Here is a 26514-nt window from a genome sequence, read left to right on the forward strand (position 1 = left end):
GTGCGACGGTGCGGGCATGCGCATCGTCGTGACGACACCGACCGGCACCGTCGGCTCCCGGGTCCTGCGCCTGCTCGTGCAGGCCGGGGTCCGGCCGGTGGCCCTGCTCCGCGACCCGGCACGACTGCCACCCGACCTGGCCGGTCTGGTCGAGCCGGTGGTCGCGGACCAGACCGACGCCGACGCCGTCGTCGGCGCCACCCTGGACGCGGACCGGCTGTACTGGGTGAACCCGCCGGGCCGACCCGGCACCGACCCGCTCGCCCACCACGCGGCCTGCGCGGCCGCCGTCGCGGAGGCGGTGCGACGCAACGGGATCAGCGCGACGGTGTTCCAGAGCAGCGGCGGGGCGGAGCTGCGTCGCGGGGTGGGGGACATCGACGGCCTCGCCGCGACCGAGCAGGCCCTCGACGCGACCGGTGCGCCGGTGCTGCACCTGCGGTGCGGCTACTTCATGTCGAACCTGCTGCACGCGGCCGACGAGCTCGCCGGCGGGACCCTGTCGACGCCGTGGCCGCCGGACCGTCCGCTGCCGTGGGTGGCGCCCGGTGACATCGCCGCCGTCGCCGCGGTGCGGCTGCTCGGTCCGGTGTGGTCGGGGCGGCTGGTCCAGGCGGTGCACGGGCCGGCGGACCTGACGTTCGACGACGCCGCGGCGGTGCTCACCGAGGTCCTCGGCCACCCGGTCCGTGCGGTGCCCCTCGGGAGCCGGGAGTTCCGGGAGATCCTGGCCGGGGCCGGGATGACCCCGGCCGAGGTCGACGCGGTCGCCGGGATGGCGGAGGGGCTCGCCGCCCCCGGGTACGTGCCCGAGCAGCGCCGCGACGCGGTCTCGACGACCCCGACGACCCTGCGGAGCTGGGCCGCCGAACACCTGCGCGCACCGGAACCCACCTGACCGCAGCGGGCCGCCGACGCTGCTGCGGCTCAGCCGGTGCGGCGGCGCAGGTAGTCCGAGACCACCTCGGCACCGAGACCGTCGAGGTCGGGCTGCACCACCCGTCCCCCGGCCCGGCGGGCGAGCCGGTTCACGAACGACAGCAGCCCCGGGTCGTCGCCGAGCACGAAGAAGGTGAACGCCGCGTCCATCCCGATCAGCTTGTCCAGCCCGTCCACGGTCGCCCGCAGGGTGTACGGGCTGGGCGGGTAGTCGAAGAACGCCTCGCCGTCGGGCTCCAGGTGCGCGGTCGGCTCGCCGTCGGTCACCACCAGGACCACCGGCGTCGCGTCGGGCTGGCGGGCCAGCCGTTCGCGGGCCAGGAGCAGGGCGTGGTGCAGGTTGGTGCCCTGCATGTACACGCCCTCCAGCCCGATCAGCTCGCCCAGCTCGACGGTCTGCGCGTGCCGGCCGAACGTGATCAGCGAGAGGTCGTCGCCGCGGAAGCGGGTGGAGATGAGCTGGTGCAGGGCCAGGGCGGTGCGCTTCATCGGCACCCACCGGCCCTCGGCGACCATCGACCACGACGTGTCGACCAGCAGCGTGACGGCGGCCCGGGTGCGCTGCTCGGTCTCGACGATCTCGACGTCGGACACGTCGAGTGCCCGGCCGTCGCCACCGGCGCGGCGCAGCTGGGCGTTGAGCAGGGTCCGGGGCACCGACCAGGCCTGGGTGTCCCCGAAGGCCCACGGCCGGGTCGCCCCGGTCGCGTCGCCCGCCGCCCCGGCACGCCGGGTGTCGCGCTGCCCCGACCGCCCGGAGATCCGGTCGGCGACGTCGCGCAGCACCGACTGCCCGAGCGTGCGCAGCGCCTTCGGCGAGAGCAGCAGCGAGCCGTCGGGTGCGCGCCGGAACAGGTCCTGGCGCTGCAGCTCGCGTTCCAGCTCGGCCAGGGTGCGGGCGTCGGCGGCGGCCTCCGGGCCGAGCATCTCGGTGAGCGCGTCGAGGTCGATGTCCTCCATCCGCGCACCGGGGTAGCTCTGCGCCAGCTGTTCGGCCAGCGCGTCGAGCTGCCCCAGCTCCTCCAGGGCGCGGGTCGCCTCGCCCATGCCCATCGGGTTCTCGCCGCGGAAGTTCCCCTTCCCCGACCAGTCCTCGCCCGGACGCAGGCCCTGCAGCTGCGTGTCCAGCCGGGCCAGCGACTGCGCCAGCCGCGGGTCGCCGAACGCCTGCTGGGCCAGTTCGGCCAGCTCGGCCCGCTGCTCGGCCGACATCGAGTTCATCATCCGCTGGGCCGCGGCGGCCCGGGCGGCGAGCGCGTCGACCAGCTCCTCGGTGTTCTGCGGGTTCTCCGGGAAGTGCTCGCCGTGCTCGCGCATGAACTCGGCGAACCGTTCGGTGGTGTCCTCGCCGCGGGCGTGGCGGTCGAGCAGGTCGTTGAGGTCGTCGAGCATGGCGTTGATCCGCTCGACGTCGGAGGGGGTGGCGTTCTGCATCGCCTGCTTCATGCCCTCGAAGCGCTGGTCGAGCATCTCCCGGCCGAGCAGGTCGCGGATCTCCTGGTAGGCCTCGCGGGCGTCGGAGGAGCGCCAGTCGTACTCACCCAGCTCGCGCACCGCGCCGCCGGTGTCGGTGGGCAGGGCGTCGAGCTGCATCTCGCGGAACCGCGCGTCGTCGGAGTCCTCGCTGCCCAGCGACTCGCGCTCGGCGTCCAGCGCCCGGGCCAGGAGTTCGCGGACCTCCTGCAGCGTCCCGTCGATCCGGTTGTCGCGCTGCAGGTCGCGGCGCCGCTCCCACACCCGGCGGGTGAGGTCGTCGAGGCCGCGTCGCCCGTCGAGACCGCGGCGGAGCAGCTCCTGCAGCGCCTGGCGCGGCGAGGAGCCCTCCATGACGTCGCGACCGATCTGGTCCATCGCCGCGCGGATGTCGTACGGCGGCGCCAGCGGGTCGGGCCCGCCGGCGTAGGGGCCGTAGGCGTAACGGCGACGACGACGCCTGGGATCAGCCATACGACACCGTGTCTCCGTCGTCGCTCTCGTCCTTGGCCAGTTTGCGGGTCAGGAACAGGTACTCCAGCGTCAGCTCCGCCGCCGAGGCCATCGGCCCCGGGTCCTCGGTGCCCGAGGCGCCCAGCTTGGCCGCGATCTCGGTGAGCGCGTCGACCTGCGGCAGCGCGGCGACGACGTCCTTCGCCGGGATCCGCTCGCCGGTCCGGACCGGGCTGGTCGAGACCGCGTCGGCGAGCTCGTCGAGGTCGACGCCGCGGAGCGCGAACCGGGCGGTGTCGGCGGTGGCGCGGCGCAGCAGGTGCTCCAGCACCTCGTCCTCGCGCCCCTCCTCCCCCGACGCGAACTCGATCTTGCCGCGGAGCACCGCGGGGACGGATTCCAGGTCGACCGGGCGGGCGTACGGGGTCTCCTCCCCGGTCAGCGCGGCACGGCGCAGCGCCGCCGCGGCGACCGTCTCGGCGGCGGCCACGGCGAACCGGGCCGACACCCCCGAGCCCTGGTCGACCGCGGAGGAGTCGCGCAGGTGCCGGGTGAACCGGGCGACGACCTCGAGCAGGTGTCGCGGCACCTCGGCGACGAGGTCGGCCTCCTGCGCGACGAGCTCGACCTCGGGCGCCAGCTCCAGCGGGTAGTGGGTGCGGACCTCGGCGCCGAACCGGTCCTTGAGCGGGGTGATGATCCGCCCGCGGTTGGTGTAGTCCTCGGGGTTCGCACTCGCGACGAGCAGCACGTCCAGCGGCAGCCGCAGCGTGTAGCCGCGGACCTGGATGTCGCGCTCCTCCATCACGTTGAGCAGCGCGACCTGGATCCGTTCGGCCAGGTCGGGCAGCTCGTTGATGGCGACGATCCCGCGGTGCGACCGCGGGACGAGCCCGAAGTGGATCGTCTCGGGGTCGCCCAGCGAGCGGCCCTCGGCGACCTTGACCGGGTCGACGTCGCCGATCAGGTCGGCGACCGAGGTGTCGGGCGTGGCGAGCTTCTCGGTGTAGCGGTGGTCGCGGTGCACCCACGCGACGGGCAGGTCGTCGCCGAGCTCGGCGGCGCGCCGGATCGAGGCGGGGACGATCGGCTCGTAGGGGTGCTCGCCGATCTCGGAGCCCTCGATGACCGGGGCCCACTCGTCGAGCAGCCCGGCCAGCGAGCGCAGCAGCCGGGTCTTGCCCTGGCCCCGCTCACCGAGCAGCACCAGGTCGTGGCCGGCGATCAGGGCCCGCTCCAGCTGCGGGACGACGGTGTCGTCGAAGCCGACGATGCCGGGCCAGGGGTCGCGGCCCTCGCGCAGGGCCGCCAGGAGGTTGTCGCGGATCTCGTGCTTCACAGGGCGCTGTACGTGACCGGACGCACGCAGTGAGCCGACGGTACGGGGAAGGTCAGGTGTGACGGGCACGCTCTCCACGCTACGCCCGCTCCCGGGGTGCAGCGCGTCGTCGCGGAACGATGTTCCGCGGGACCGGACTGGAATCTGTCTGGCTGTACAGATAGTTTGTCGGTATGGCCGATGCCCGCCCCGACGGACGACGACGACGCGGCGCCGACACCCGTCGCGCGCTGGTGCGGGCCGCCGTCGACGTCGTCGTCGCCCACGGCTTCGACCGGCTCACGCTGCGCCAGGTCGCGGACCGTGCGGGCGCCTCCGCCGCGGCGGCGACCTATCACTTCGGCACCGTCGACGCGCTGCTGGAGGCGGTCGTGGTCGAGCTGGAGCGCGACGCCGTCGCACGGCTGAGCGAGCTCACGCGCCGGGCCCGCTCCGGCGAGCTGACCCTGCTCGACGCCTGCACCGCCTACCTGGCCGACCTGCTCGGCCCCCGCCGCCCGGTGTTCCTGACCATGCTGGAGCTGCGCGTCCGCGTCGCCCGGGGACACGGCGGCGCCACCGGCCCGCACGGCACGGAACCCGATCCGGTACCCGACCCGGAGCCCGACGCGGCCCTGATCGACCTCATCCAGGACCACGTCGGGAACCGGGAGCGGGCCCGCGAGCTGTTCGCCGGGGTCTTCGGGCTGTCCGCGCTCGCCGTGTTCGCCCCCGCACCGCCGACGGAGCACGAGCTGCGGGCCCGGATGGCGCGGCTGCTCGCCGGAGCCGGGCTCCCCACCGACGACGACCGCGACGAGACCCGCCACGGGCCCCGGCCCGAGACCCGCCGCCGGACCCGACGGCCGCGGCCCGAGACCCAGGAGGACCGGTTCCCGTGACCGCCACCCGATCCCCCGGCGCGCCCGACCGCGGCGCCGTCGCCGCCCGCTTCGGCCCCGCCCGCGCCGACCTCGCGCTGCGCGCCAGGACCACCGGCGACCCGCTCGCCGACGCCGTCGTCGCCGAGATCCGCGCCGCGGGCCGCGACGGCGGCCGGGCGCTCACCGCCCAGCTGCAGCGCGGCATCCGCGAGGGACTCGCCTCGCTGACCGACCCCTCCCCCGCCGTCGCGGCCCTGCTCGGCTCCGCCGAGTCGGTGCCCGCGGGCACCGACCCCGCGATCCTCGACACCGGGGTCCGACCGATGTTCACCGCGCCGCCCGCGGTGCACACCCTGTCGCTGTCGGCGGGGGCACTGCTGCGCACCTACGGCTCGCCGTCGATCGCGGTGCTGCTCGGCACCACCGGACGGCTGGTGGAGTCCGCCGAGCGCCGCCTCACCGAGACCGGCGCCTGGCTGCTCGCCGCCACGCTGCCCGGCGGCATGCGGCCCGGCAGCCCCGGCTACGTCGGCACCCTGCAGGTCCGCGTGCTGCACGCCCACATGCGCGTGCTCGCCCGCGACCGCGGCCTCGACGAGGCCGTGCACGGCACCCCGGTCAACCAGCTCGACCTGGTCCGCACCTGGCTGGACTTCACGCTCGTCTCGATGCGGGCCGAGGCGACGATCGGGTTCGGGCTCACCCCCGCCGAGATCACCGAGGTCTACGCCTGCTGGCAGCTGCTGGCCCATCAGCTCGGCATCGACCCCGAGCTGGTCCGCGACGTCACCTCGCACGCCGCGGCCGAGGAGCTCGACGCGCTGGTCAGCGCCGTCACCGGACCGCCAGCCCCCGAGTCACGCGCCCTGGCCGGGGCGCTGATCGGGGCCGTCGCCGTGCTGCTCGTCGAGCCGCTGCGCCTGCCCGTGCCCCACGGCCGGCGCCTGTTGCGGGCACTGGCCCGGCGCTTCCACGGCGCCGCGGTGACCACCGGGCTGGGTCTGCGGCGCAGCCCCGGGTGGGAGCTGGCCGTCGCGGCCCTCGGCCGGATGGTCGCGCTGCAGCGCCGGTGGGTCCGGCGCAGCCCGGCGTCGCTGGAGGCCGTGCGGGTCCGCAACATCGCCGCGACCCGGGCGCTGCTCGCCGACGACGGCCCCACCCTGTTCGAGGCCTACGGCGCCTGAGGTCGGTCCGGGCCGTCCCACCAGCGCGACGACAGCCCGGCGGCCTCGACGGCCCCGGCCAGCGCGGCGCGCCGCCGGTCCGGCCCGACCAGGACGATGCCTCCGCCGTGGCCGAGTGCGGCGGCGACCCGGTCCGCGGGCTGCAGGTGCAGACCCGGGCCGAGGTCCGGCGACCCGAGCTGCGGGTAGGTGTCGGCGACGGCGAGCAGCGGCCCGGCCGGGCCGTCCCGGCGCCCCCACAGTGCGACGACGTGCGCGACCGACCAGTCCGGCCCCGGGCGGGCCCCGGCGTCGAGGTCGGCGACGGCGGTCGCGGCGGCGCCCAGCTCACCGGTCGCGAGCGACGCGAGCACCCCGACCGGGCCGTCGCCGGTGACCGCACCGAGCAGCCCCACGAGCCGGTCGCCGGTCCAGTCCCCGGCCGCCGGGACCGCCGCGAGCGACTCGCCGGAGAACTCCTCGACCGCGCGTCCGAGGCCGGCCACCGGGGTGCCGGAGGGCTCGTCGTCCGCGGCGACCGGCAGTCCCTGCAGGTAGTCGGCGTCCGCGGGTGCCCCGGGCGGCCGCGACGCCACGTCGTCGCCGGGCCGCACCCGGGTGCCCGCCGCGTGGGCGAACGCCGCCACCGTCGGTGCGGGCAGCGGCGAGAGCGCGGCGACGAGCAGCCGGGCGACGAACGGCCCGGCCAGCTGGTCGGGCTGGGGCAGCGACGCCGCGTGCACCCGCACCAGCGCCTCCGCCCCGGGGAACGCCCGGACCGGGCCGCTCACGGGGCCACCAGCAGCCACACCGGGATCGCCACCAGCGCGACCGCGACCAGCCGGACCAGCCCGTGCACGACACGCGGCAGCGGGGCCGGCGGCGCGGTGATCCGGTCGATCCGGGCCTCCAGCGCATCGGTGAACGAGGACAGCGCCGCCGCCGGCGCGGACCCGCCGACGGCCTTGAGGGCGGTCGCCAGCTCGGTCGGGTCGCAGAGCTTGCGGGCGACGTCGTCGGCCCGCATCTCGATCAGCCGGGCCACCGCGAGCTGGGCGTGCACCATGCCGCGCACGAACGGTGCCGTCGCACCCCACGCGATGAAGGGCAGCACGACCAGGTCGTGGCGTTCGCGCAGGTGTGCCCGCTCGTGCGCGAGCACCGCGACGACCCCGGCGGTGTCGAGCGCGTCCAGCACCCCCGCCGACACCACCAGCCGGGAGCTGCGCCCGGGCAGGCAGTAGGCGACCGGTACGGGATGGTCGAGCACGCGGGTACCGGAGGCGTAGGGCCAGGGCGAGGCGAGCACGTCGAGCAGGTCGCGGTGGCGGCGACGGGCCCGCAGCGTCCGCACGGTGGTGATCACCAGCACCGACAGCAGCCGCAGCAGCACCCCGACCGCGATGAGCAGCGCCCCGACGTGCAACGGGTCCATCCGTTCCGGCCACTCCCCGGCCGACAGCGACGACGCCAGCGCGGCGGCCGCCGAGGGCAGGCTCTCCCCCATCGGGGAGAGCCCGTAGGCCAGCCCGGCACCGAACAGCGAAATGCCGCCGCCCAGCCCGACGGCCTGCCACAGCAGCAGCGCGCCGACCGGGTCGCGGCCGGGCCAGCGCGCCCGGGCCAGGGCACGGCTGACCGGCTCGGCGAGCAGTACGCCGAGCAGCCCGAGTCCGAGCGCGGTCAGCTCCATCGCGTCACATCGTCGCGGAGGGCGCGCCGCGGCGCCGCATCACCCCCGCGACCGGACAGGATCCTCGACCGTCCGGCGCTCAGCCGAGCAGGTCACGCAGGCGCGACCGCTCCTCCTCCGACATCGAACCGAGGAATCGCGCGAGGGCGGCGCCGCGGTCGGACGCGTCGTCGAGCGCGTCGGTCATCAGCTCGGCCACGTGGTCCTCCCGGCTGGCCACCGGGCGGTAGTGGTGGGCGCGGCCGTCGCGGATGCGCCGGACCAGCTGCTTGCGCTCGAGCCGACCGAGGACGGTGAGCACGGTCGTCGTGGCCAGGTCGCGGTCGGCGAGCTGATCCTGCACCTCACGGGCCGTCATGTCCCGGTCCGACTCCCAGAGGACGTTCATGACCGCCCGCTCCAACTCGCCCAGACTCGTCACGTAGGTCATCCTACGCGAACCTTTCTACTGCGCGTAGAACCCCCGCGGGAGATGGCTCACACCCGGGTGTGTCGTCAGTGGATCTGCACCTGGTCGCCGACCTGCAGGTTCTCGAACCACTGGCGCGCATCGGACTCGCCGAGCTTGACGCACCCGGCCGACGGGGTCGAGAGGTCGCCCTGGTGGAAGGCGATCCCGCCCTGGGCGAAGAACACCGACCACGGCATCTGGGTCAGCCGCTCCCGGCTGGTCCACTGCTCGGCCTTCCACTGCACCGCGAAGGTGCCGGTCGGCGTGGGGGCCTCCGGGTCGCCCGGGCGCATCGCGACCGGCCCGGCGACGACCTGGCCCGCCTCGATCAGCCAGGTGGAGCGGCTCGCGAGGTCCACACAGGCGCGCGCCGAGGAGGTGCACGGCGTCCCGGCGACGAGCGAGCCGGTCGCGACCTGCCGGTCGGTGGGGTCGGGCTGCTCCGACGGCTCGGCGAGCGCAGGGCCCACCACGAGCCCGGCGAGGGCACCGCTCAGTGCGACACCCGCCACGAGGAGCCCGACGATCCGGCTCCGTCCCCGTGCCCGCATCCGTCCGCTCCTCCGTCGGGTCCGGCGGGCTCGACCCGCCCGGACCGACCGGATGCACAGCGCGACCGGTCGTCCTCGAACCGTAGTTGATCACGATCTTGGACTGAACGGGTGCATCGCATACCCCCGATCGGCGGTACGCGAGGCGCGCCGGACGGTCGGTGGCGGCGGTCAGCGGCCCCGGAACACCGGGACGCGCTTCTCGGTGCGGGCGGCGCGGCCCTCGGCGATGTCCTCGGCGGCCCAGCAGCCGCGGAAGTCCGCGGCGAGCCCGTCGACGACGGCCGGGTCGGTGTGCCCGCCACGGCCGAACGCGTTCACCGCACGCTTGTTGTAGGCCAGCGTGAGCGGGGCCATGGTCGCGACGTCACGGGCCAGGGCGAGTGCGGCGTCGCGGTCGCCGAGGGTGTCGGCGAGGCCGCGGGCGTGCGCGGTGGCGGCGTCGACCGTGGCGCAGGCCAGCAGCAGACTGCGGGCCGTGCCGCCGCCGGCGATCTGCACCAGCCGCTCGATCGTCCACGGGTCCACGGCCAGCCCGAGCCGCGCGGTCGGCAGCCCGAACACCGCCTCCGGGGCGGCGACCCGCAGGTCGCAGGCCAGCGCCAGCTGCAGCCCGCCGCCGATCGCGGGCCCGGTCACCGCGGCGACGGTCGGCATCGGAAGGTCGGCGACCGCGTGCAGGCCGGTGTAGAGCGCGTCGAGGAACTGGTCGGTGTAGACCTCGCCGAAGTCGGCGCCGGAGCAGAACGCCGACCCGTTCCCGGCGACGACGACCGCCCGCGCGCCGGCCGCGCGGACCTCGGCGGCGGCGTCGACCAGCTGCCGGCAGGTCGCGATGTCCAGGGCGTTGCGGCGCTCGGGGCGGTTCAGCTCGATCAGACCGACGTCGTCGTGGGTGCTCACGGAGATCACGGGCCGGACCCTAACCCGCGGTCGACCCCCCGGACCCGTCCGCGTGACCGGCGCCGCGCCCGGCGGGCGCGGGCTCGCTCCAGCTCTGTCCGCACAGCTCCCGGGCCAGCCCGACCGCGAGCTGGTCGATCCGGCGCAGCATCCGCGCCGCGGCCAGCCGCCGCGTCCGCTCGGTCCCGGGGCCGACCACCGCCCGCGACGCGGCGTCGGCCTCGGCGGCGTCGAGCAGCTCCTCCGCGGAGCCGACGCCGTAGTCGGCGGGGCTCGCGCCGGGCGGGTGCTCGCGCCGGTCGGCGGGGCCCCAGCCGTCGTCGAGGATGCGGCGCAGGCCGTCGAGGTCCGCGCGGACCCGCTCGGCCGCGGGCTCCAGCGTCGCGGCCCAGCCGGGCGCCGACGCCGTCGCGGCCTGGGCGGCGAGCTGGCGGGTGTAGTGGTCGATGGCCCCGACGACGCGGACGGTGTGGTGCACCCCGCGGCGCAGCGGCCTGCGGGCGACGGGGTGCTCCAGCGGCACCGCACGGGTCCGCACGGTGGCCACCGCGGCGTCGACGGCGCGGGCCCGCTCCAGCGGGTCACCGGCTCCGGGGCGGCCCAGTGCCGCGTCGACCGAGGTGCGCAGGGAGACGTCGACCGCGGTGAGGGCGTCGTCGAGGGCCTCGGCGAAGGCCGTGCGCGAGCGGGTGGGCAGGATCAGGTAGGCGGCGAGCATGCCCAGCGCGCCACCGACGACGGTCTCCTCCACCCGCAGGACCAGGGTCTGCACGCTGAACTGGCCGATCACGCCGTAGAGCAGGGCCAGCACCGCGGTGATCCAGAACGCCATCATCGCCTGCGAGATCCGCACCAGGTACAGGGCGAGGAACACGCAGACGAACAGCAGCGCGAGGCTGGCGACGACGTTGCCGCCCACCAGCAGCGCCAGCAGCATCCCGGCCACGACGCCGCCCGCGGTGCCCACCGCGCGGGCCCAGCCGCGGCTCAGGACGTCGCCGCGGCTGGCGGTGCCGGCGAACACCACGAACGCGGCGATCACCGCCCAGTACCAGCGGGCCGGTGAGATGAGCTCGCCGACCACGATCGCGAGGCTGGTGGCGACGCCGACCTGCACCGCCTGGCGGGTGTGCAGCGCGAGCCCCTCGAACCGGTCCCGACCCGCCGGGGTGTCGCCACCGGTCTCACCGGAGGAAACGGTCTCACCGGAGGGAGCAGGGGCACCTGAGGGAACGGTGTCGCCGGGCGGGGCCGGGTCGCCGGAGGGGACCGGGTCGCCGCCCGCGGTCGCCCGGTCGGTGTCGTGGTGCTCGGCGATCCGCAGCCGGGCCTGCTCGACGGTGGTCTGCATCGCGTCGGCGAGCCGGACGACGGCGAACCCGATGCGCTGCTCACGAGCGGCGGGCCCGACCCCGGACGGCCGGTCCACGATCTCGGCGACGGCCGACCGGGCGCCGTCGTAGAGGCGGGCGGCGATCGCGCCGGGTGTCCCGACGGCGGTGGCCGCGGCGAGGGCCCGCAGTCCCTCGGCCAGCGCGGCGCGGTCGTCGTCGGGGATCGGGTCGTGGTGCTCGACCGACCGGCGGACCGACATCGCGACCCGTTCGGCGGCCAGCTCGGAGTCGATGATCCACTGCCGCAGGCCGGCGGCGGGTCCCGCGGTGGCGGCGGTGTCGTTCCCAGCGTCGGTCGCGGTGTCGGTCGGGGTGTCGGTCCCGGCGGCGGTGTCGGTGTCGGTGTTCGTGTCGGGGTCGGGGTCGGTGTCGTCGAGCCGGTCGGTCACCAGCAGCGCGGTCTCGTTGAGCCGGGCCTGGGCGCGCACCAGCGGGTCGAGGTCGGGCTCGCCCTCGGTGGTCTCCACCGCCTCGACGGCGGTGAGCAGCAGCGCGTGCAGCCGCGCCTCGAACGCCCGGAACAGCGCGTCCAGCACGGCCTCGGAGCGGCGGGTGAACACCAGGCAGCGCAGCAGGAAGGTGCTGCCGATGCCGATCACCACGCCGGCCAGCAGGTACGGCAGCTCGGCGGGGCCGGCGTGCAGGAACTGCACGAAGAAGAACGGCATGAACGCCGCCATGCCCAGCGCGACCCCGCGCGGCCCGTACCGCCGGACCGCGACGGCGACGACCATGACCAGGACGAACACGACGTCGGCCGCGACCCGGTTCGTCGACAGCAGCGCGGACACCGTCGCCGACGCCGCGGCGGGCAGCACCATCAGGGCGGTGGTGACCCGCCGCCGTCGCAGGTCGTTCTCGTTCACCGCCAGGTTGCTGACCATCGCCAGCACCACGGAGAACAGCACGATCGTGACCGGCTGCCCGGTCAGCGCGCGCAGCACGCTCGCCAGCACCGCGGCGAGCAGCATCGCCGCCGTCGCGACCGAGGCCAGGTGCAGCCGGGTGTGGCCGGGGTCGACCGCGGCCGCCCACGTCCGCAGCTCGCCCCACCGGGCCGGCACCGGCATGCGCCGTCCGCGCTCGACCGTCCGCGTCACGGTGCGAGTCTGACACGCACCGCGACCGCCGCTCCGGGGGTCAGCCCGCGGTGCGGGCCTGCGGCGGCAGCGACGCGGTCGGCACCGGGTTCGTCGCCCCCGGGACCGGCTGCGAGGCGGGCCGGGCGACCCGGATGCCGAGCACGTCGCCCGCGGCCGCGGCCATCGCGCACATGCCCTGCGCGTTGGGGTGCACCGGCGCGGCCGGGGAGGTCGGGAGCAGGCCCTCGACCCACTTCACGCCGGGCAGCGTGCAGGCGTCGTGGCCGATGGTCGGGGTGTAGGTGTCGACGTAGTCCACCCCGGCGTCGCGGGCGGCGCCGGCCAGCATCGCGTTGAGCTTCTTCTCGGTCTCGCGCAGGTAGGCGGTGTCGCCCGCGCTGAACGGCATGACCGGGTAGCAGCCGGGACCGGTGTCCGGGAGGATCGACGGGTACCCGACGACGGCGACCCGCGCGGCGGGCGACCGCTCGCGGATCTGCTCGAGCACGTCGGAGACCTTCGACTCGGTGCCGTCGATCCGCTCGGCGAGCTGGTCGGTGCCGCCCGCGGTGAAGAAGTCCTTGCAGGCCGCGCCGAACAGGTTCGCCGAGGAGCGGCGCACGCACTCGCCGATGATACCGGAGAACCCGATGTCGTTGCCGCCGATGGTCAGCGTGACCAGCGACTCGGACCCGTCGAGAGCGTCGAGCTGCGGCGGGTTCGGGCCGGCCTTCACCTCCTGCAGGGCCGTCATGTCCTCGGTCGTCGCACCGCTGCAGGACACATCGGTGAACCGGCCGATGCCGGCGGAGCGGGCGAGCACCGAGGGGTAGTTCTGGTTCGAGCGCTGGCAGCCCGACGGCGTGCCCTGCTGCACCGGGACCAGCGGGCCCGCGGCGTAGGAGTCGCCGAGGGCGACGAAGCGCCCGACCGGGGCGGAGTCGAGGTTGCGCGCGGACAGCGTGGTCTCGGCGAACGTGGTCGGCGCCTCCGCCTGCGCGGGCGCGAGGGCGCTCATCCCGGCCGAGCTCAGCAGGGTCATAGTCGCCACGGCGAGCCACCGGGACGGGCGGGGACGGCGCACGGGTTCTCGGACCTCCGGTCGGACGTCGCCGGCGTGGGCACGCCGGTCCTGACCGACCAACGATCATCGTCGCGGACCGGTTACGCCCCGTTCGGCGCACGTGACGGGCCGGGACCGCCCGGCCCGTCACGCACCGTGGACGGGGCTCGCTCAGTCGGTGAGCCTGCGCAGCGACAGCGGCGCGACCAGGCGGTGCCGCAGCGCGGTCGCGTCCCACAGCTGCGGCTGCAACGGCATCGACGCGAGCCGCTCGGCGGCCACCGCGCCGGGGTCGGCCATCGGCTCGCGGACGCCGGCGAGGAACGCCCACTCGTGCTCCTCGCACCCGATGTAGACCCCGCGACCGCCGGTCTCGCCGAACACCGCGGCGAAGCGCTGCCAGGCCGAGCGCAGCGTCGCGTCCCGCCACACGGCCGGGCTGCCCGCCTGGAACACCAGGACCCCGCCGGGGGTGAGCCGCTGTGCGCAGGCCCGGACGAACTCCTCCTCGTAGAGCCGGTTGATCTGGGCGTCGGGCTCGTCGGGGCGCTCGTCGGGCAGGTCGACGATCACCAGGTCCCAGTGCTCGCGCGCGTCCAGGACGAACTGCCGCCCGTCGCCGTAGGTGAGGTGCACCGGGCCCTCGCCGCGCTCGGCCGCGGCCAGGGACTCGGGGGTGTAGCCGTAGGGCAGGTGCTCGGCGCAGATCCGGACGGCCTCGGCGTCGATGTCGACGTGGTCGACCCGGCTCGCGCCGGCCGCGACCGCCATCTCCGACGCGACGCCCTCCGAGGAGCCGATGATCAGCACCCGGTCCAGCTCGCGGGCGAGCAGGGCACCCGGCCACACCAGCGCTTCGTGGTAGGTGAGCTGGGTGTGCTCGGTGGACTGGCGCTCGTCGTCGCAGAAGAGGGTGACGCCGTGCGCGGTGTCGGCGACGACGACGTGCTGGAACCCGGTGTCCGCGACGTGGTGGACCCGGCCGAGGTCCCAGCGCCGGGTCAGGCCGGGCGAGAGGGGTTCGGTGACCGTGCGCGGGGCGCCGCCGCGGTCGACGACCTGCAGCGCGGTGTCGGTCGCGCCGACGCGGTCGGCGAGGCGGCGCACGGCGTCGACCGGGTCGGCGCTCTCGCCGCAGGTGAACACGTCGACGTGCATGCCGCCGTGCTCGGGCCAGGTGTGGATCGAGGCGTGCGACTCGGCCAGGACCGCGACGACGGTCGCCCCCTGCGGTTCGAGCCGTTCGACGACCACCTGGCGGACCTGGGCTCCGGCCTCGGTCAGCGCGGCGGTGAGGTCGCTGCGCAGGCGGGCGCAGTCGTCGAGGATCTCGGGGGCGATGCCGCCGAGCTCGGCCAGGACGTGCCTGCCGACCGGCGACGAGGTGCTGGGCAGTGCGGGCGCGCCCGTCCCCAGCCCGGTGCCCGGATGCAGTTCTCCGGCCGCGGTGGCGGGCACGGACATGGTGGGCGAGGTGGAAGATGACACGTCCGGACACGTTAACCGCGATGTGGGAACGCCGCCCCCTCCTCGCCGACGACCACGTTCAGCGGTCCGAAGCCGTTGAACCCGATCGAGGCGTAGCTGGAGGTGTAGGCGCCGGTCCCGAGCAGGTCGACGACGTCGCCCGCGGCCAGGTCCAGCGGCAGCGCGACCGGGGTCCGGCGGTAGACGACGTCGTCGCCGTCACAGGTGGGGCCCGCGACCACGACCGGTCCGCACGGGCCGGAGCGGCCGGGCACGCGCAGCGGGTAGGCGATCGCCTCGCCCTCGGTCTCGGCCAGGCCCTGGTAGCGGCCGACGTCGAGGTACACCCAGCGACGGTGGTCGACCCCCGGGCGGCGGGACACCCGCAGCACCCGGGCGCGCAGCACCCCGGCCGGGGCGACCAGCGCGCGGCCCGGTTCGAGCAGCAGCGTCGCGTCGTCCACGTGCCCGGCGGCGACGGCCGTGGCCACCGCGCTGCGCACGGCCGCGGCGTAGTCCTGCGCGGGGGCGACGGCGGTGCGGTAGGCCACCGGCCAGCCGCCACCCAGGTCCAGCTCGGGGCGGCGCAGCCCGGCCCGCCCGGCGACCCGCAGCGCGAGCGCGACGGCCCCGGCGTAGGTGGCGGGGCGGGTCTGCTGGGAGCCCGCGTGGAAGGTGACCCCGGCCGCGACCAGGCCGCGGTCCGCGACCCGGTCCAGCAGCGCGACGGCGGCGTCGGGCGGGGCGCCGAACTTGCCGTGGAACGGCGTCGCCGAGCCGGTGTCGTCGACCGAGAGGCGGACCTGCACCCGGGCGCCGGGGACCTCGGCGGCGAGGGCGTCGACGTCCTCGGCGCTGTCGGTGACGAACCGGGTGACGCCGTCGCGGGCGGCCCGGGCGGCGGCACCGGGGCCGCGCACCGGGTTGCCGTGCTGCAGGGTCGCCGGGTCCGCCCCGGCGGCCAGGCACAGGTCGATCTCGGCCTGGGAGGCGACGTCGAACCCGGCCCCGGCCGCGACGAGGGTGCGCAGCACCGCGGGTTCCGGGCAGGCCTTGACGGCGTAGAGGATGCGGGCGTCGCCGAACGCCGCGGTCAGCGCGCGGTACCGCTCCCCGACGACGACGGGGTCCAGCGCCAGGTACGGCGTCGGACGGTCGGTGGCGAGCAGCCGCTCCAGGCCGGGGCTCAGGGTGTCGGGCACACCGCGATCGTCTCCCGGGCCGGGCCGCGCCCCACCGCCGGGGCACGACCTGCGGGGCCACGACCCGCCGGGGCCCGGACCGGCCCGACCGGACCGCTCCGGGCGCCGGGCCCCTGATCTAGGTTCGACCCATGACCGCACCGAAGCCGCAGCGCCGCGCCCGGAAGATCGCCATGACCCCGGAGGAGGTCACCGCGTTCCTCGATGCCGAGCGCACCTGCCGGGTCGCCACCAACGGCGTGAACGGCCCGCACGCCACCCCGCTCTGGTACGTGTGGGACGGCGAGGCGCTCTGGCTGACCTCGCTGTCGCGCTCGCAGCGCTGGACCGACCTGCAGCGCGACCCGCGGATCGCCGTCGTCGTCGACGCCGGCCACGACTACTCCGAGCTGCGCGGGGTCGAGCTGCGTGGCTCGGTCGAGGTCGTCGGCGAGGTCCCGCGCACCGGGGAGCCGCACCCCGAGCTGGAGCGGGTCGAGCAGGCGATGGCCGACCGCTACTTCGGCGGGCAGGTCGTGATCGACGGCCGGCACGCCTGGCTGCGGCTGCGCCCGGAGAAGATCACCAGCTGGGACTTCCGGAAGATGTGATCGCCGGGGGTGAGGGGATCGGTGCCGGATGTGGCACCGATCCCCTCACCCGTGACGATCACCGGGTTCCGGCCGGGTCAGGGCCGCCCGGTCACCAGCGGCCAGAGGCCGTCGGCGCCCGCGGCCAGGGCGGCCGCACCGACCCGGTCGTTCCAGTACGCCTCGGTGCCGTCCTCGTCCCGCCAGGCCCACAGCCGGGTCGTGACCAGCCGCAACGCGTGCTCACGGGTGAACCCGATCGCGCCGTGCACCTGGTGGGCGATCCGGGCGACGGCCGTGGCCGCCTCCGAGCAGCGGGCCTTCGCCGCGGCGACGGCGAACGCGGTCTCCGCGGCGGCGAACCCCGCGCGCTGCGCGGTCGAGGTCGCCGCGGCGGAGGCGGCCGAGGCGGCGGCGACCTCCGACCCGGCCTCGGCGAGCATCTGCTGCACCGCCTGGAAGCGGCCGATGGGGCGGCCGAACTGGGTGCGCTCCCCGGCGTAGGCGACCGAGGCGGCCAGCGCGCCGCGGGCCGCGCCGGCGAGCAGCAGCGATCGTGCCAGCGCCGCCCGCAGGGTCAGCTCCGTGGCCGCGTCGGCCGGGGCGGTGCCGGTGGCCGTCGGGGTGACCGCGTCGAGGGTCAGTCCGTCGCGGGGCTCCTCGGCGAGGTTGACGCCCTCGGTGACCCGCGCCGCGGCCGCCTCGAGCACGAGCACCCGGTCGCCGTCGAGCACGACGACCGCGGCGAGCGAGCGCCCCCACGGCACCCGGGTCAGCTCCGCCGACACGGTGCCGCTGCCAGTGACGCCGCCGGTGCCGCCGTCGGTGCCACCACCAATGCCGCCGTGAGTGCCGCCGCCGGTGAGCGCGCCCCCGGCGGCCCCGGCAGGGCGGTCCCCGCCGGTCGCGTCGGTGACGACCGCGGCCAGCGGCCCGTCGGGCACGGCGAGTCCGGCGGCGCGGGCCAGCCACCCGGCGAGCAGGTCGGTCTCGGCCAGCGGCAGCCGGGCCGCCGCCGCTCCGGCGACCTCCAGCAGCACGGCGGCGTCGTCGAGGGTGCCGCCGGTCTCCGGGTCGGTCAGCGAGGTCAGCCCGGCCCCGGCGCACGCCTTCCAGGCGGCCGTGTCCAGGCCGGTGCCCTCGCGGTCGTCGGACCCGGCGGCCAGGATCGACGCGGCCAGGTCGGCGAGGTCGGTGTTGCGGGCCATCAGCGCAGTCCCATCCCCCGCGCGACGATGCCGCGCAGGACCTCGTTGGTACCGCCGCGCAGGGTGAACCCGGGCGCGTGCAGCACGGCGTCGGCGAGCAGCCGAGCGAACCCGGACTCCGCGCCGGGGTCCGGTGGGATGTCGACCAGCAGCCGGGCGGCGTCGACGATCTCGTTCTCGAAGCGGGTGCCGAGGTCCTTGACCAGGGCTGCGGCCAGCTCGGGCGCCTCACCCGACTCCAGGGCCCCGGCGACGGCCAGCGACATGGCCCGCAGCGTCCACAGCCGCGACACCAGCGACCCGACCCGGCGCCGGGTGCCGGTGTCGACACCGCCCGACGCCGCGGTCAGCTCTCCGACCAGCGACGACAGCAGCGGGTAGGTCGACAGGAACCGCTCTGGTCCGGACCGCTCGAACGCCAGCTCGCCGGTGACCTGGGCCCAGCCGTTGCCGATCTCGCCGAAGACCCGCGAGTCGGGGATGAACACGTCGTCGAAGCGGACCTCGTTGAAGTGGTGTGCCCCGGTGAGCAGCGGGATCGGGCGGATCTCCACCCCGGGCGAGTCCAGCTCGACCAGGAACTGGGACAGCCCCGCGTGCCGGTGGGCGTCGTCGCGCGGCTCGGTGCGCACCAGCGCGAAGAACGCGGGCGCGTGGTGGGCCCCGGAGGTCCAGACCTTGGTGCCCGACAGCCGCCACCCGCCGTCGACGCGGGTCGCCCGGGTCCGCACCGACGCCAGGTCGGAGCCGGAGTCCGGTTCGGACATGCCGATGCCGAAGTACACCTCGCCGCGGGCGATGCCGGGCAGGAACGCGCGACGCTGCTCCTCGGTGCCGTGGCGCAGCAGCGACGGCCCGATCTGGCGGTCGGCGATCCAGTGCGCGGCCACCGGGGCGCCCGCGGCGAGCAGCTCCTCGGTGACGACGTAGCGCTCCAGCGCGGTGCGGCCGTGCCCGCCGTACTCGGTGGGGATGGTCATACCGAGCCAGCCGCGCTCCCCCAGCCGCCGCGAGAACGACTCGTCCCAGCCGGAGAGCCACACGTCCGCGCGCGGGGTCCAGCGATCGGCGTCGCGCTCTTCGTCGAGGAAGGACCGGACCTCGGCCCGCAGGTCCGCCAGCCCGGCGGGGAGCTCGACCGGGTCGGGCACGAGCTCGGGCAGCGTCGCTGCCGCTGTCGATGTCACTGCCACGGGCCTCATCATGACCCAGCCCCGCCGACGCCGCCGGTGTCTATGGGCCGACTCACCGGGGTACGTTCCGGGCATGACCACCAATGCTGACGAGCGCAGGGTGCTGGATGCCGTCCCCACCGGCCTGTTCATCGGCGGCCAGTGGCGGCAGGCGGAGAACGGTGCGACCGCGAAGGTCGAGGATCCGTCCACCGGAGAGGTCCTGACCGAGGTCGCCGACGCCTCCCCCGCCGACGGCATGGACGCCCTCGCCGCCGCGCACGCCGCGCAGCCCACGATCGCCGCGATGGCACCGCGGGAGCGCAGCGAGATCCTGCGCCGCGCCTACGACCTGCTCCACGAGCGGATCGACGACCTGGCCCTGCTCATGACCCTGGAGATGGGCAAGCCCTTCGCCGAGGCCAAGGGCGAGGTCACCTACGCCTCGGAGTTCCTCCGCTGGTTCTCCGAGGAGGCCGTGCGGATCGACGGCGGCTACCAGGTCGCCCCGAACGGCCAGACCCGCTTCCTCACCATCCGCCAGCCCGTCGGGGTCTGCGTGTTCGTCACCCCGTGGAACTTCCCGCTGGCCATGGGCACCCGCAAGATCGCTCCGGCGGTCGCCGCCGGCTGCGCCTCGGTGATCAAGCCCGCACCGCAGACACCGCTGACGATGTTCGCGTTCGCGCAGGTGCTGGCCGACGCGGGCCTGCCCGACGGCGCCCTGAACGTCATCAACGCCACCGACGCCGGCGCGGTGATCGAGCCGATCCTGCGCGACGGCCGCGCCCGGAAGATGTCGTTCACCGGGTCCACCCCGGTCGGGAAGCTGCTGCTGTCCCAGGCCTCGGACAAGGTGCTGCGCTCGTCGCTGGAGCTGGGTGGCAACGCCTCGTTCATCGTGCTCGACGACGCCGACGTCGACGCCGCCGTCGAGGGCGCCATGATCGCCAAGATGCGGAACATGGGCGAGGCCTGCACCGCGGCGAACCGGTTCTACGTCCAGCGCGGCGTCGCCGAGGCGTTCACCGCCAAGCTCGCCGAGCGGATGGGTGCGCTCAAGGTCGGCCGGGGCACCGAGGAGGGCGTGAACGTCGGCCCGCTGATCGACGCCAAGGGCCGGGACAAGGTCACCGACCTGGTCGCCGACGCCGTCGCCGCGGGCGCCTCGGTCGCGCTCGGCGGGAAGGCCCAGGACGGGCCGGGCTACTTCTACCCGCCGACCGTGCTCACCGACGTGCCGGTCGACTCCCGGCTCAACCACGAGGAGATCTTCGGCCCGGTCGCGCCGATCACCGTCGTCGACACCGCCGACGAGGCGCTGGCCGCGGCCAACGCGACCGAGTTCGGCCTGGTCAACTACGTGTACACGCGCGACCTGAACCGGGCGCTGCACATCGCCGAGAACCTCGAGAGCGGCATGATCGGGCTCAACACCGGCCTGGTGTCGAACCCGGCCGCCCCGTTCGGCGGAGTGAAGGAGTCCGGGCTGGGCCGCGAGGGCGGCGCCATCGGCATCGACGAGTTCCTCGAGACCAAGTACGTGGCCATCGGCTACAGCGGCTGACCACGGGCACGGACGAGGGCCCCGGCGCCGTACGGCGCCGGGGCCCTCGTGGTTCGCGGACCGGTCAGTTGGCCGGGGCCGCGGGTGCAGCAGGTGCCGCAGGTGCCGGGGCCTGCGGCTGGATCGGGACCGCCGCATCCTGCCCGGGCACCGGCTCGGCGGGCTGGGTCACGTCGGCCCGACCGCCCGAGACGAGCTCGACCAGCTCGACACCGCCGTTGAGGGTCAGCATCACGATCAACAGCGCCACCGAGGCGACGGCGGCCGCGGTGAGTCCGCGTTGCGCGGACCCGCTGGTGACCAACCGGCCACGGCTGGTCTCCACCACCCAGGCGCGGGCGGCGAACACCGCCAGCATCAGGCCGAAGGCGATCCAGGTCAGGACGAATCCGTTCACGGGTTCGGCACCTCCCCGCCGGCCGCCGGGGCCGGGGCCGTCGCCGGTGCCGGGACAGCCGGCGCCGGGGGCGGGTCGTTGCGCACCAGGATCGCGTCGAAGCCGCTCTCGTAGGTCGCGCGGTACTGGCCCGACGCGATCAGCTGGTTGCGGATCTCGAGCGTCCAGCCCGGCTGGCGGTCGTTCAGGACGACGCCCTGCTTCTCGATCGCCGGGTAGAACAGCAGTGTCTGCGGCTGGACCTGGTCGATGCAGCGGAACGGGTCCGCGGCGAGCACCGCGCAGCCCTGACCGCCCGAGGCCATGTTGTTGTGCTCGCCGACGCCCTCCAGGGCGTACGGCCCGACCGTCGACAACGGCTGCACCGTCGCCCCGGGCGGCGCCTCGTCGTAGGCCTTGCGGGTCATCTGGACGTCCTCGGTCGTGACGTCGGTGTAGGCCTCGTTGCCGCCGCGGATGAAGATCAGCAAGCCGAAGACCACCACCATGCCCACCGCGAGCAACCGTTCGCGTTTGCGGTCGACCCGGGCGAAGGCCCGCAGCGCGTCGACGGCCAGGATCGACAGGATCGGCAGGCCGTAGAGCAGCACGCGCAGGAGCAGCTCGCCGCCGTAGCTCTGCACGACCGCCATGCCCATCGGGATGATGGCCAGCAGGATCGGCACGAGGTCGCGACGGCGGCGCCAGTAGACCCAGGCACCGGCGAACCCGATGATGTAGGTCAGGCCGGTCATGACGACCCGGAGCCCCTTGCCCACCAGCTGGCCCGTGTCGCCCTGGAACCGGTCGGCGACGCCGGCCTGCAGCGCACTGCCCTCGTCGCCACTGCCGATGATCATGCTGATCTGGTTCATCCAGAAGTCGCGGGCGCCGATCAGCACGAACACCGCCACCGCGGCGATCGCGACGATCACCAGCCCGCGGCCGCGGAACCGGCCCACGATCGCCAGCACGGCCAGCTGGCCGATGATGGCGAACGGGGTCAGCTGGTGGGCCGGGGCCACCGCGATCACACACAGCGCCGCGCAGAAGTAGATCAGCAGCAGCTGCCGGGCGGGCAGCGTCGGTGTGTTCGGCGGGGTCAACGCCGACACCAGCCAGCGCCGCCACCGTGGCAGCGGTGGTGCCCCACGGTGCGCCCGTGGCCAGCCCGGGGCACCTGCGTTGTCGACGCGACGGGTGGCCAGCGGGCCGAGCGCGAAGGTCAGCACCGTCAGCAGCAGCACGATCGCGGTCGCCTGCGGCGAGAAGTAGTCCTGCTCGATCCAGTTCAGGCCGATGAACAGCCAGGCCGCCACCCACGGTGCGCGGGTGCCCCCGAGCATCGAGCGGGCGAGCGCGTAGACACCGATCGCCCACACCGCGGTGACGGCGGGCGGGTACCAGCGCAGGACCGTGTCGAGCTGGTCGGCGCCCGCGGCGTCGCGGATCCACGCCCACTGGGCGAAGAACGCCGGCCAGTAGAACCGGGCGTCCACACCGGTGGGCGGGACGCCGTTGTTGCTGGCCACGGCGTCGACGAAGCCGGAGATCAGCCACGCGGTGGTGAACCGCGCCTGGGGCTGCACGACCGAGGGCAGACCGGTGGAGCAGAGCAGCAGCACACCCGTCGCGGCGCCCAGCATCGGGATCCGCGGCCGGCGCGACCACAGCTCGACCAGGCAGGCCCCGATCGCGAGCAACAGGGCCACCCACGCGAACGGGCTCAGCGCCGGGGCCAGGCCCCAGCCGCCCAGGTCGGACAGGTCGGTCGTCGCCGCGGCGACGGGCAGCAGCAGCACCGCGAGCACGGCCAGGACCGGGGCGCCCCAGACCCACAGCGGGGACAGCGGCTCGGCGGTCTCCGGCGCGGGCGGCGGAGGCGGTGGCGGACCGTCACCGGGCGGGCGCGGGACCGGGCCGCGGACGGCCATGGTCGGCGAGTCCGGACCCGGCGGCGTGACGAACTGGGTCCGCTCGCTCGCGCTCTCCTCCGCGACGCGGGTCCGCGCGACGGCGGGCTCCTCGCCGCGGTGGCCGCGGGTGGACGGGTCGGGGCCGCCCGGCCGGCGGGTCTCCGACGTCACGACTTCACCTCCGGTGTGCTCCGGCGGTTCCACGCCGGGACGAATCTGAGTGCCAGCGCGCAGAGGACCTGCGCGCCGACGTAGCCGAGGACGACCGGCAGCATGGTCATGCTGACCGACGCGGTCCCGGGCTCGGGCAGCGGGACCAGACCGGCGAAGGCCACGACCAGGCCGGTGTTGAGCAGCTGGATCTTCGCGTAGCCCATGCCGTCGCCGTCGGCCTGGCGGCGGGCGAGCTCGAACACGACGATCAGCCGGAAGAACAGCCCGCCCATGAGCACGGCCAGCGCCGGGGCGCCGGGCGCGTAGCCCTCCCCGAGCAGCGACAGCACCGGGTAGCCCAGTGCCGCGCCGAGCCCGAGCGCCGGGACGAACAGCAGGAGCATCCGGCGCCGGGCGACGCGGGCGAACTCCTCGGCGCGGTGCGGCTCCCGGGCGGTCTGCACGGTCAACGAGTTGGTGAAGAACGTCGCGGCCAGGTCGATGACGGTCACCGCCTGCCAGCAGATGAAGAAGACCGCGCCGATCTCGTTGCCCATCCGGAAGTTCGCGAACAACGGGACCTGGTTGTAGAGCAGCGCGTTGCCGCACTGCGCCAGCGCGGTCGGCGCGAGGAACGCGATCATCTCCGGGCGCGACGGGAGCGTGCCCGGCCCGCCGGCGCGGGCGAAGCGCCGCACCATGAACCAGAGCAGGACGGTGCCCGCCGCGATCCACAGCACGACCGGGATCGCCCAGGACAGCACCAGCGCCTCGGACGCGAGCGTGCTGCCCAGCGCCAGCAGCAGCACGATCCGGGTCACGGCGAAGGTGCCGTTGCGCCACACCGCCACCCACGGCCGCCCGATGGCGACCATGACGAAGTCGTGGACGACGAACACGCACCAGCCGGCACAGGTCAGGACCAGGACGACCAGTCCCCAGCCGAACGATCCGCCGCCGGCGGCCTCCGCGACCCGGGGCACGAGCGTGCCGTAGATCAGGCCGATCAGCCCGGACAGCGGCATGATCAGCAGCAGCGAGCCGAAGGTCAGCCGGACCGACTTGCGGCCGGCCCCGGGGAGCCAGCGCAGCAGCGCGAGCCCCAGGTTGAGCTGGGCGACGCCGCCGATCAGCTGGAAGGCCGACACGAACTCCGAGGCCCGGCCCACCTCGGACTGCGGCATGATCCGGGTCGCGATCAGCACGCCGAGCAGCCCGGCGACCGAGCCGAAGCCCGAGCACAGGGTCAGGGCGATGCCGTCACCGATGCCGCCGTTGCGGTCCGGGACCTGCTCGCCGTCGCCGCCTCCGCCGCCCGGTCCGGGTGGTGGGGTGGGCGGCGGGGTAGGCGGGTTCTCACCGGGCCCGCGCAGCCCGACCAGCGGGGGCAGGAACTCGGTGTGCTGCTCGGCGTTGCGGCGCGAGTGCGCCCGGGCGTGCGCCGTGGACAGACGCTGGGTCGGGGCTTCCGGGTCGACGCCCCTCGCGTGCGGTCCGGGGACGGGGCCGGGACCGGGCGTCCCCGCGGCGGGGCGGGGACGCGCCGGCCCGACCGGCCTCACCGGAAGGTCCCGCTCACTGGGCCACCACGGCGTGGCGCAGCAGGAACGGGACCGACAGGAGCGTGACGACGAACAGGGCGACGCTCGGGTACCAGAGCCCCAGGCTGACCATGAGCTGGCCGCCGATCAGGGTGACGGCGGTGCCGACCCCGAGGGTCAGCAGCCAGACGTGCGCGGCGGGCGCGCGGCGCAGGAATCCCGCGGCGGCCCAGCCGGGGCCGAGCAGCAGGAAGCCGATGGTGACCAGCAGCCGGAACTCGCCCAACGCGCCACCGGTGACCCCGGCGACGTTCAGTCCGCAGGCGACGATGCCGGCGAGGACGAGCAGGATCGCGACGTACCGCCGCGCGGTCCTCGCGCGGGTCAGCTCTGCTGCGGACTGCACGCTCACCGCGGCTCACTCCTCTTCACTGGTGGTTCTCCCGGCACGGCGTCCCCCGTGGGACGGGTGCCGGTGGGGCGTGGACCGGATCGATCCGGTCCCGGGGCGTTCAGGACGCCTCTTCCCCCCATGCGTACCGCACACCGGTCCGCTCGGGACGGGCGGACCCGTCCCGCTCGGCGCCGACGGGGCGCTGCTCGCGGGCGACCGGCGACGGGGCCGGCTGCGCCGGAGCGGGCTGGGCGGTGCCGGGCTGCGGCTGCGGGGCCGGTCGCGACGGCTGCTGCCGGCGCTGCGGGGCCGGGGCGTCGGCACGCGGTCGCGGGGCCGGGCGTCGCTGGTGGGCCGGCGGGACCATCCGGTCCGGCGTCGTGGGCGGCACCGGGCCCGTGGGCGGGGTGGTGGGCGCCGCCGGGTGTCCGGCGGGCGGGGCGACCGCGGCGGGGCCGGGGACGGCGGGCCGGTCCTCGCGACCGGCGCGACGCCGCTCGGCGGCGAGGGTCCGCAGGACGCGGGTGCCGTCGGCGAAGGTGCGCAGGTTCGTCTCGCCGAACATCCGCTCCTTCTCCACCGAGGGGACCTCGGTGATCGTCAGACCGGCGGCGGCGACGCGGCAGTTCAGGACCGTCTCGATCTCGAAGCCGTCGCCCCAGTACATCCCGCCGTCCGGGTGCGGGGGCATGTCGACCGCGGGCAGGTCCAGCAGCGGCAGGATGTCGGCCCAGAAGGCGTTGTAGCCGTAGCAGAGGTCGCTGTAGCGGGTGCCGAACAGCGTGTTGGCGATCAGGTTCAGCCCGGCGTTGCCACCCTTGCGGAGCAGCGTGATGTCGTCGCTGCCGCCGCCCTTGGTGAACCGGCTGCCCTTCGCGAAGTCGGCGCCGTCGACGAGCGCGGCCACGAAGCGCGGGATCTCCTGTGGGTCGGCGGAGCCGTCCGCGTCGAACATGACGATCGCGTCCCCGGTGGCCGCGGCGAACCCGCAGGCCATCGCGTTGCCCTTGCCCTTGCGGGTCTGGCGGACGATCCGGACGCCGGGCAGGACACGGCGTGCGGTCTCGACGGTGCCGTCCCGGGAGTCGCCGTCGACGACGATGACCTCGTGCACGGCGGGACGCACGGCCGCGACGGCCGGCAGCACCACCTCGAGGTTCCGTGCCTCGTTGCGGGTCGGCACGATCACCGACACCCTCGGTTGGCTCGGACGACGTAGTCCGTGGTCAGGGCGCTTGTTCACCGGTCTCTCCCCCGAATCGATCGGTCCTGGCGCGCGGTTGGCGAGCAGTGCGTGTCCGGTCGTGACGACGATCCCGATCCGACCGGATCCCTTACCCCACAACGGGGGACATCCGAGATATCTCCGGTGCCGTCGGTCGCGTTACGTGAGCCGCACCGCATCGGGTGTCGCCCGGACGGTGCAAGGCCCCCGGACTCCGTCGCCGCGGCGTGGACCGACCACGCGAACACGACGACGGATACTACGGATGCGCTCCGGACCACCGCGGCGCGGGACCGCCTCGCGGGGCCCCGGCCGACGAGCGGTGACCGTCGGGCGGCGAGCGGCGGGATACCCGGC

At 75.3% G+C, this 26514-nt stretch carries 23 protein-coding genes; 5 read left to right on the forward strand and 18 right to left on the reverse strand.

From position 1 onward, the window contains the following. Positions 1–16: 16 nt before the first annotated feature. Positions 17–898, forward strand: coding sequence for an NAD(P)H-binding protein (locus tag Ae717Ps2_RS13345; protein WP_075333453.1), 882 nt, complete (start codon positions 17–19; stop codon positions 896–898). Between the two features lie 29 nt (positions 899–927). Here Ae717Ps2_RS13345 and Ae717Ps2_RS13350 read toward each other — a convergent pair whose 3' ends face one another. Both Ae717Ps2_RS13350 and Ae717Ps2_RS13355 read right to left on the reverse strand, forming a co-directional pair. Next, positions 928–2886 (reverse strand): VWA domain-containing protein, encoded by a 1959-nt coding sequence (locus tag Ae717Ps2_RS13350; protein ID WP_075333454.1) that lies wholly within the window; start codon positions 2884–2886, stop codon positions 928–930. Beyond that, positions 2879–4273, reverse strand: coding sequence for a sigma 54-interacting transcriptional regulator (locus Ae717Ps2_RS13355; protein WP_075311761.1), 1395 nt, complete (start codon positions 4271–4273; stop codon positions 2879–2881). The genes Ae717Ps2_RS13350 and Ae717Ps2_RS13355 overlap by 8 nt, the downstream gene beginning before the upstream one ends. A gap of 104 nt (positions 4274–4377) precedes the next feature. Here Ae717Ps2_RS13355 and Ae717Ps2_RS13360 point away from each other — a divergent pair, with 104 nt between their 5' ends. Then, complete coding sequence (locus tag Ae717Ps2_RS13360) at positions 4378–5085, forward strand: TetR family transcriptional regulator (protein ID WP_075333455.1); 708 nt, start codon at positions 4378–4380, stop codon at positions 5083–5085. After that, on the forward strand, positions 5082–6251 hold the full coding sequence (locus Ae717Ps2_RS40050; protein WP_075306259.1) for an oxygenase MpaB family protein: 1170 nt from the start codon (positions 5082–5084) through the stop codon (positions 6249–6251). The genes Ae717Ps2_RS13360 and Ae717Ps2_RS40050 overlap by 4 nt, the downstream gene beginning before the upstream one ends. Here Ae717Ps2_RS40050 and Ae717Ps2_RS13370 read toward each other — a convergent pair. The 9 genes from Ae717Ps2_RS13370 to Ae717Ps2_RS13410 form a co-directional block, all read right to left on the reverse strand. Then, the gene (locus Ae717Ps2_RS13370; RefSeq protein WP_075306257.1) at positions 6239–7021 is read right to left on the reverse strand and encodes a hypothetical protein; all 783 of its coding nucleotides are present in this window, start codon (positions 7019–7021) and stop codon (positions 6239–6241) included. The two genes, Ae717Ps2_RS40050 and Ae717Ps2_RS13370, sit on opposite strands and share 13 nt — an antisense overlap. Then, on the reverse strand, positions 7018–7923 hold the full coding sequence (locus Ae717Ps2_RS13375) for a M56 family metallopeptidase (protein ID WP_075306255.1): 906 nt from the start codon (positions 7921–7923) through the stop codon (positions 7018–7020). Before Ae717Ps2_RS13375 ends, Ae717Ps2_RS13370 begins: the two co-directional genes overlap by 4 nt. Before the next feature lie 79 nt (positions 7924–8002). Further along, positions 8003–8344 carry a BlaI/MecI/CopY family transcriptional regulator gene (locus tag Ae717Ps2_RS13380; RefSeq protein WP_139318712.1) on the reverse strand — a complete coding sequence of 114 codons (342 nt, stop codon included), beginning with the start codon at positions 8342–8344 and terminating at the stop codon, positions 8003–8005. A 74-nt stretch (positions 8345–8418) separates the two neighbouring features. After that, positions 8419–8925 (reverse strand): L,D-transpeptidase, encoded by a 507-nt coding sequence (locus tag Ae717Ps2_RS13385; RefSeq protein ID WP_075333456.1) that lies wholly within the window; start codon positions 8923–8925, stop codon positions 8419–8421. 171 nt (positions 8926–9096) lie between these two features. Next, positions 9097–9837 (reverse strand): enoyl-CoA hydratase, encoded by a 741-nt coding sequence (locus Ae717Ps2_RS13390; protein WP_075306252.1) that lies wholly within the window; start codon positions 9835–9837, stop codon positions 9097–9099. A 10-nt stretch (positions 9838–9847) separates the two neighbouring features. After that, positions 9848–12322, reverse strand: coding sequence for an FUSC family protein (locus Ae717Ps2_RS13395; RefSeq protein ID WP_139320206.1), 2475 nt, complete (start codon positions 12320–12322; stop codon positions 9848–9850). Positions 12323–12362: 40 nt separating this feature from the next. Further along, on the reverse strand, positions 12363–13346 hold the full coding sequence (locus tag Ae717Ps2_RS13400; protein ID WP_083702361.1) for an SGNH/GDSL hydrolase family protein: 984 nt from the start codon (positions 13344–13346) through the stop codon (positions 12363–12365). 192 nt (positions 13347–13538) lie between these two features. Further along, positions 13539–14855: an adenosylmethionine decarboxylase gene (gene speD / locus Ae717Ps2_RS13405; RefSeq protein ID WP_233147545.1), complete on the reverse strand. Its 1317-nt coding sequence runs from the start codon at positions 14853–14855 to the stop codon at positions 13539–13541. 11 nt (positions 14856–14866) lie between these two features. Continuing rightward, on the reverse strand, positions 14867–16036 hold the full coding sequence (locus tag Ae717Ps2_RS13410; protein WP_233147546.1) for a type III PLP-dependent enzyme: 1170 nt from the start codon (positions 16034–16036) through the stop codon (positions 14867–14869). A gap of 131 nt (positions 16037–16167) precedes the next feature. On the opposite strand from Ae717Ps2_RS13410, the gene Ae717Ps2_RS13415 reads away from it, so the two are divergent. Beyond that, a complete protein-coding gene (locus Ae717Ps2_RS13415) occupies positions 16168–16626 on the forward strand; it encodes a pyridoxamine 5'-phosphate oxidase family protein (RefSeq protein WP_020623247.1) in 459 nt (152 codons plus the stop codon). 77 nt (positions 16627–16703) lie between these two features. Here Ae717Ps2_RS13415 and Ae717Ps2_RS13420 read toward each other — a convergent pair whose 3' ends face one another. Together Ae717Ps2_RS13420 and Ae717Ps2_RS13425 are read right to left on the reverse strand one after the other, a co-directional pair. After that, positions 16704–17813, reverse strand: a complete 1110-nt coding sequence (locus Ae717Ps2_RS13420) for an acyl-CoA dehydrogenase family protein (protein WP_075333458.1) — start codon at positions 17811–17813, stop codon at positions 16704–16706. Continuing rightward, positions 17813–19015: an acyl-CoA dehydrogenase family protein gene (locus Ae717Ps2_RS13425; RefSeq protein WP_075334264.1), complete on the reverse strand. Its 1203-nt coding sequence runs from the start codon at positions 19013–19015 to the stop codon at positions 17813–17815. The genes Ae717Ps2_RS13420 and Ae717Ps2_RS13425 overlap by 1 nt, the downstream gene beginning before the upstream one ends. 64 nt (positions 19016–19079) lie before the next feature. On the opposite strand from Ae717Ps2_RS13425, the gene Ae717Ps2_RS13430 reads away from it, so the two are divergent. Continuing rightward, on the forward strand, positions 19080–20552 hold the full coding sequence (locus tag Ae717Ps2_RS13430) for an NAD-dependent succinate-semialdehyde dehydrogenase (RefSeq protein WP_075333459.1): 1473 nt from the start codon (positions 19080–19082) through the stop codon (positions 20550–20552). A gap of 64 nt (positions 20553–20616) precedes the next feature. Here the strand turns inward: Ae717Ps2_RS13430 and Ae717Ps2_RS13435 are convergent, their stop codons facing one another. The 5 genes from Ae717Ps2_RS13435 to Ae717Ps2_RS35170 all read right to left on the reverse strand — a co-directional run bounded on the left by Ae717Ps2_RS13435 (position 20617) and on the right by Ae717Ps2_RS35170 (position 26121). Next, positions 20617–20949: a hypothetical protein gene (locus Ae717Ps2_RS13435; RefSeq protein ID WP_020623378.1), complete on the reverse strand. Its 333-nt coding sequence runs from the start codon at positions 20947–20949 to the stop codon at positions 20617–20619. Continuing rightward, positions 20946–23015: a hypothetical protein gene (locus Ae717Ps2_RS13440; protein WP_075306245.1), complete on the reverse strand. Its 2070-nt coding sequence runs from the start codon at positions 23013–23015 to the stop codon at positions 20946–20948. Before Ae717Ps2_RS13440 ends, Ae717Ps2_RS13435 begins: the two co-directional genes overlap by 4 nt. Continuing rightward, positions 23012–24559, reverse strand: coding sequence for a lipopolysaccharide biosynthesis protein (locus Ae717Ps2_RS13445; RefSeq protein ID WP_075333460.1), 1548 nt, complete (start codon positions 24557–24559; stop codon positions 23012–23014). The genes Ae717Ps2_RS13440 and Ae717Ps2_RS13445 overlap by 4 nt, the downstream gene beginning before the upstream one ends. 13 nt (positions 24560–24572) lie before the next feature. Then, positions 24573–24950 carry a hypothetical protein gene (locus tag Ae717Ps2_RS13450; protein WP_020623972.1) on the reverse strand — a complete coding sequence of 126 codons (378 nt, stop codon included), beginning with the start codon at positions 24948–24950 and terminating at the stop codon, positions 24573–24575. A 100-nt stretch (positions 24951–25050) separates the two neighbouring features. Beyond that, positions 25051–26121, reverse strand: a complete 1071-nt coding sequence (locus Ae717Ps2_RS35170; protein WP_233147547.1) for a glycosyltransferase family 2 protein — start codon at positions 26119–26121, stop codon at positions 25051–25053. Positions 26122–26514: the final 393 nt, after the last annotated feature.

The sequence above is a fragment of the Pseudonocardia sp. Ae717_Ps2 genome (assembly GCF_001932475.1).
Classification (GTDB): domain Bacteria; phylum Actinomycetota; class Actinomycetes; order Mycobacteriales; family Pseudonocardiaceae; genus Pseudonocardia.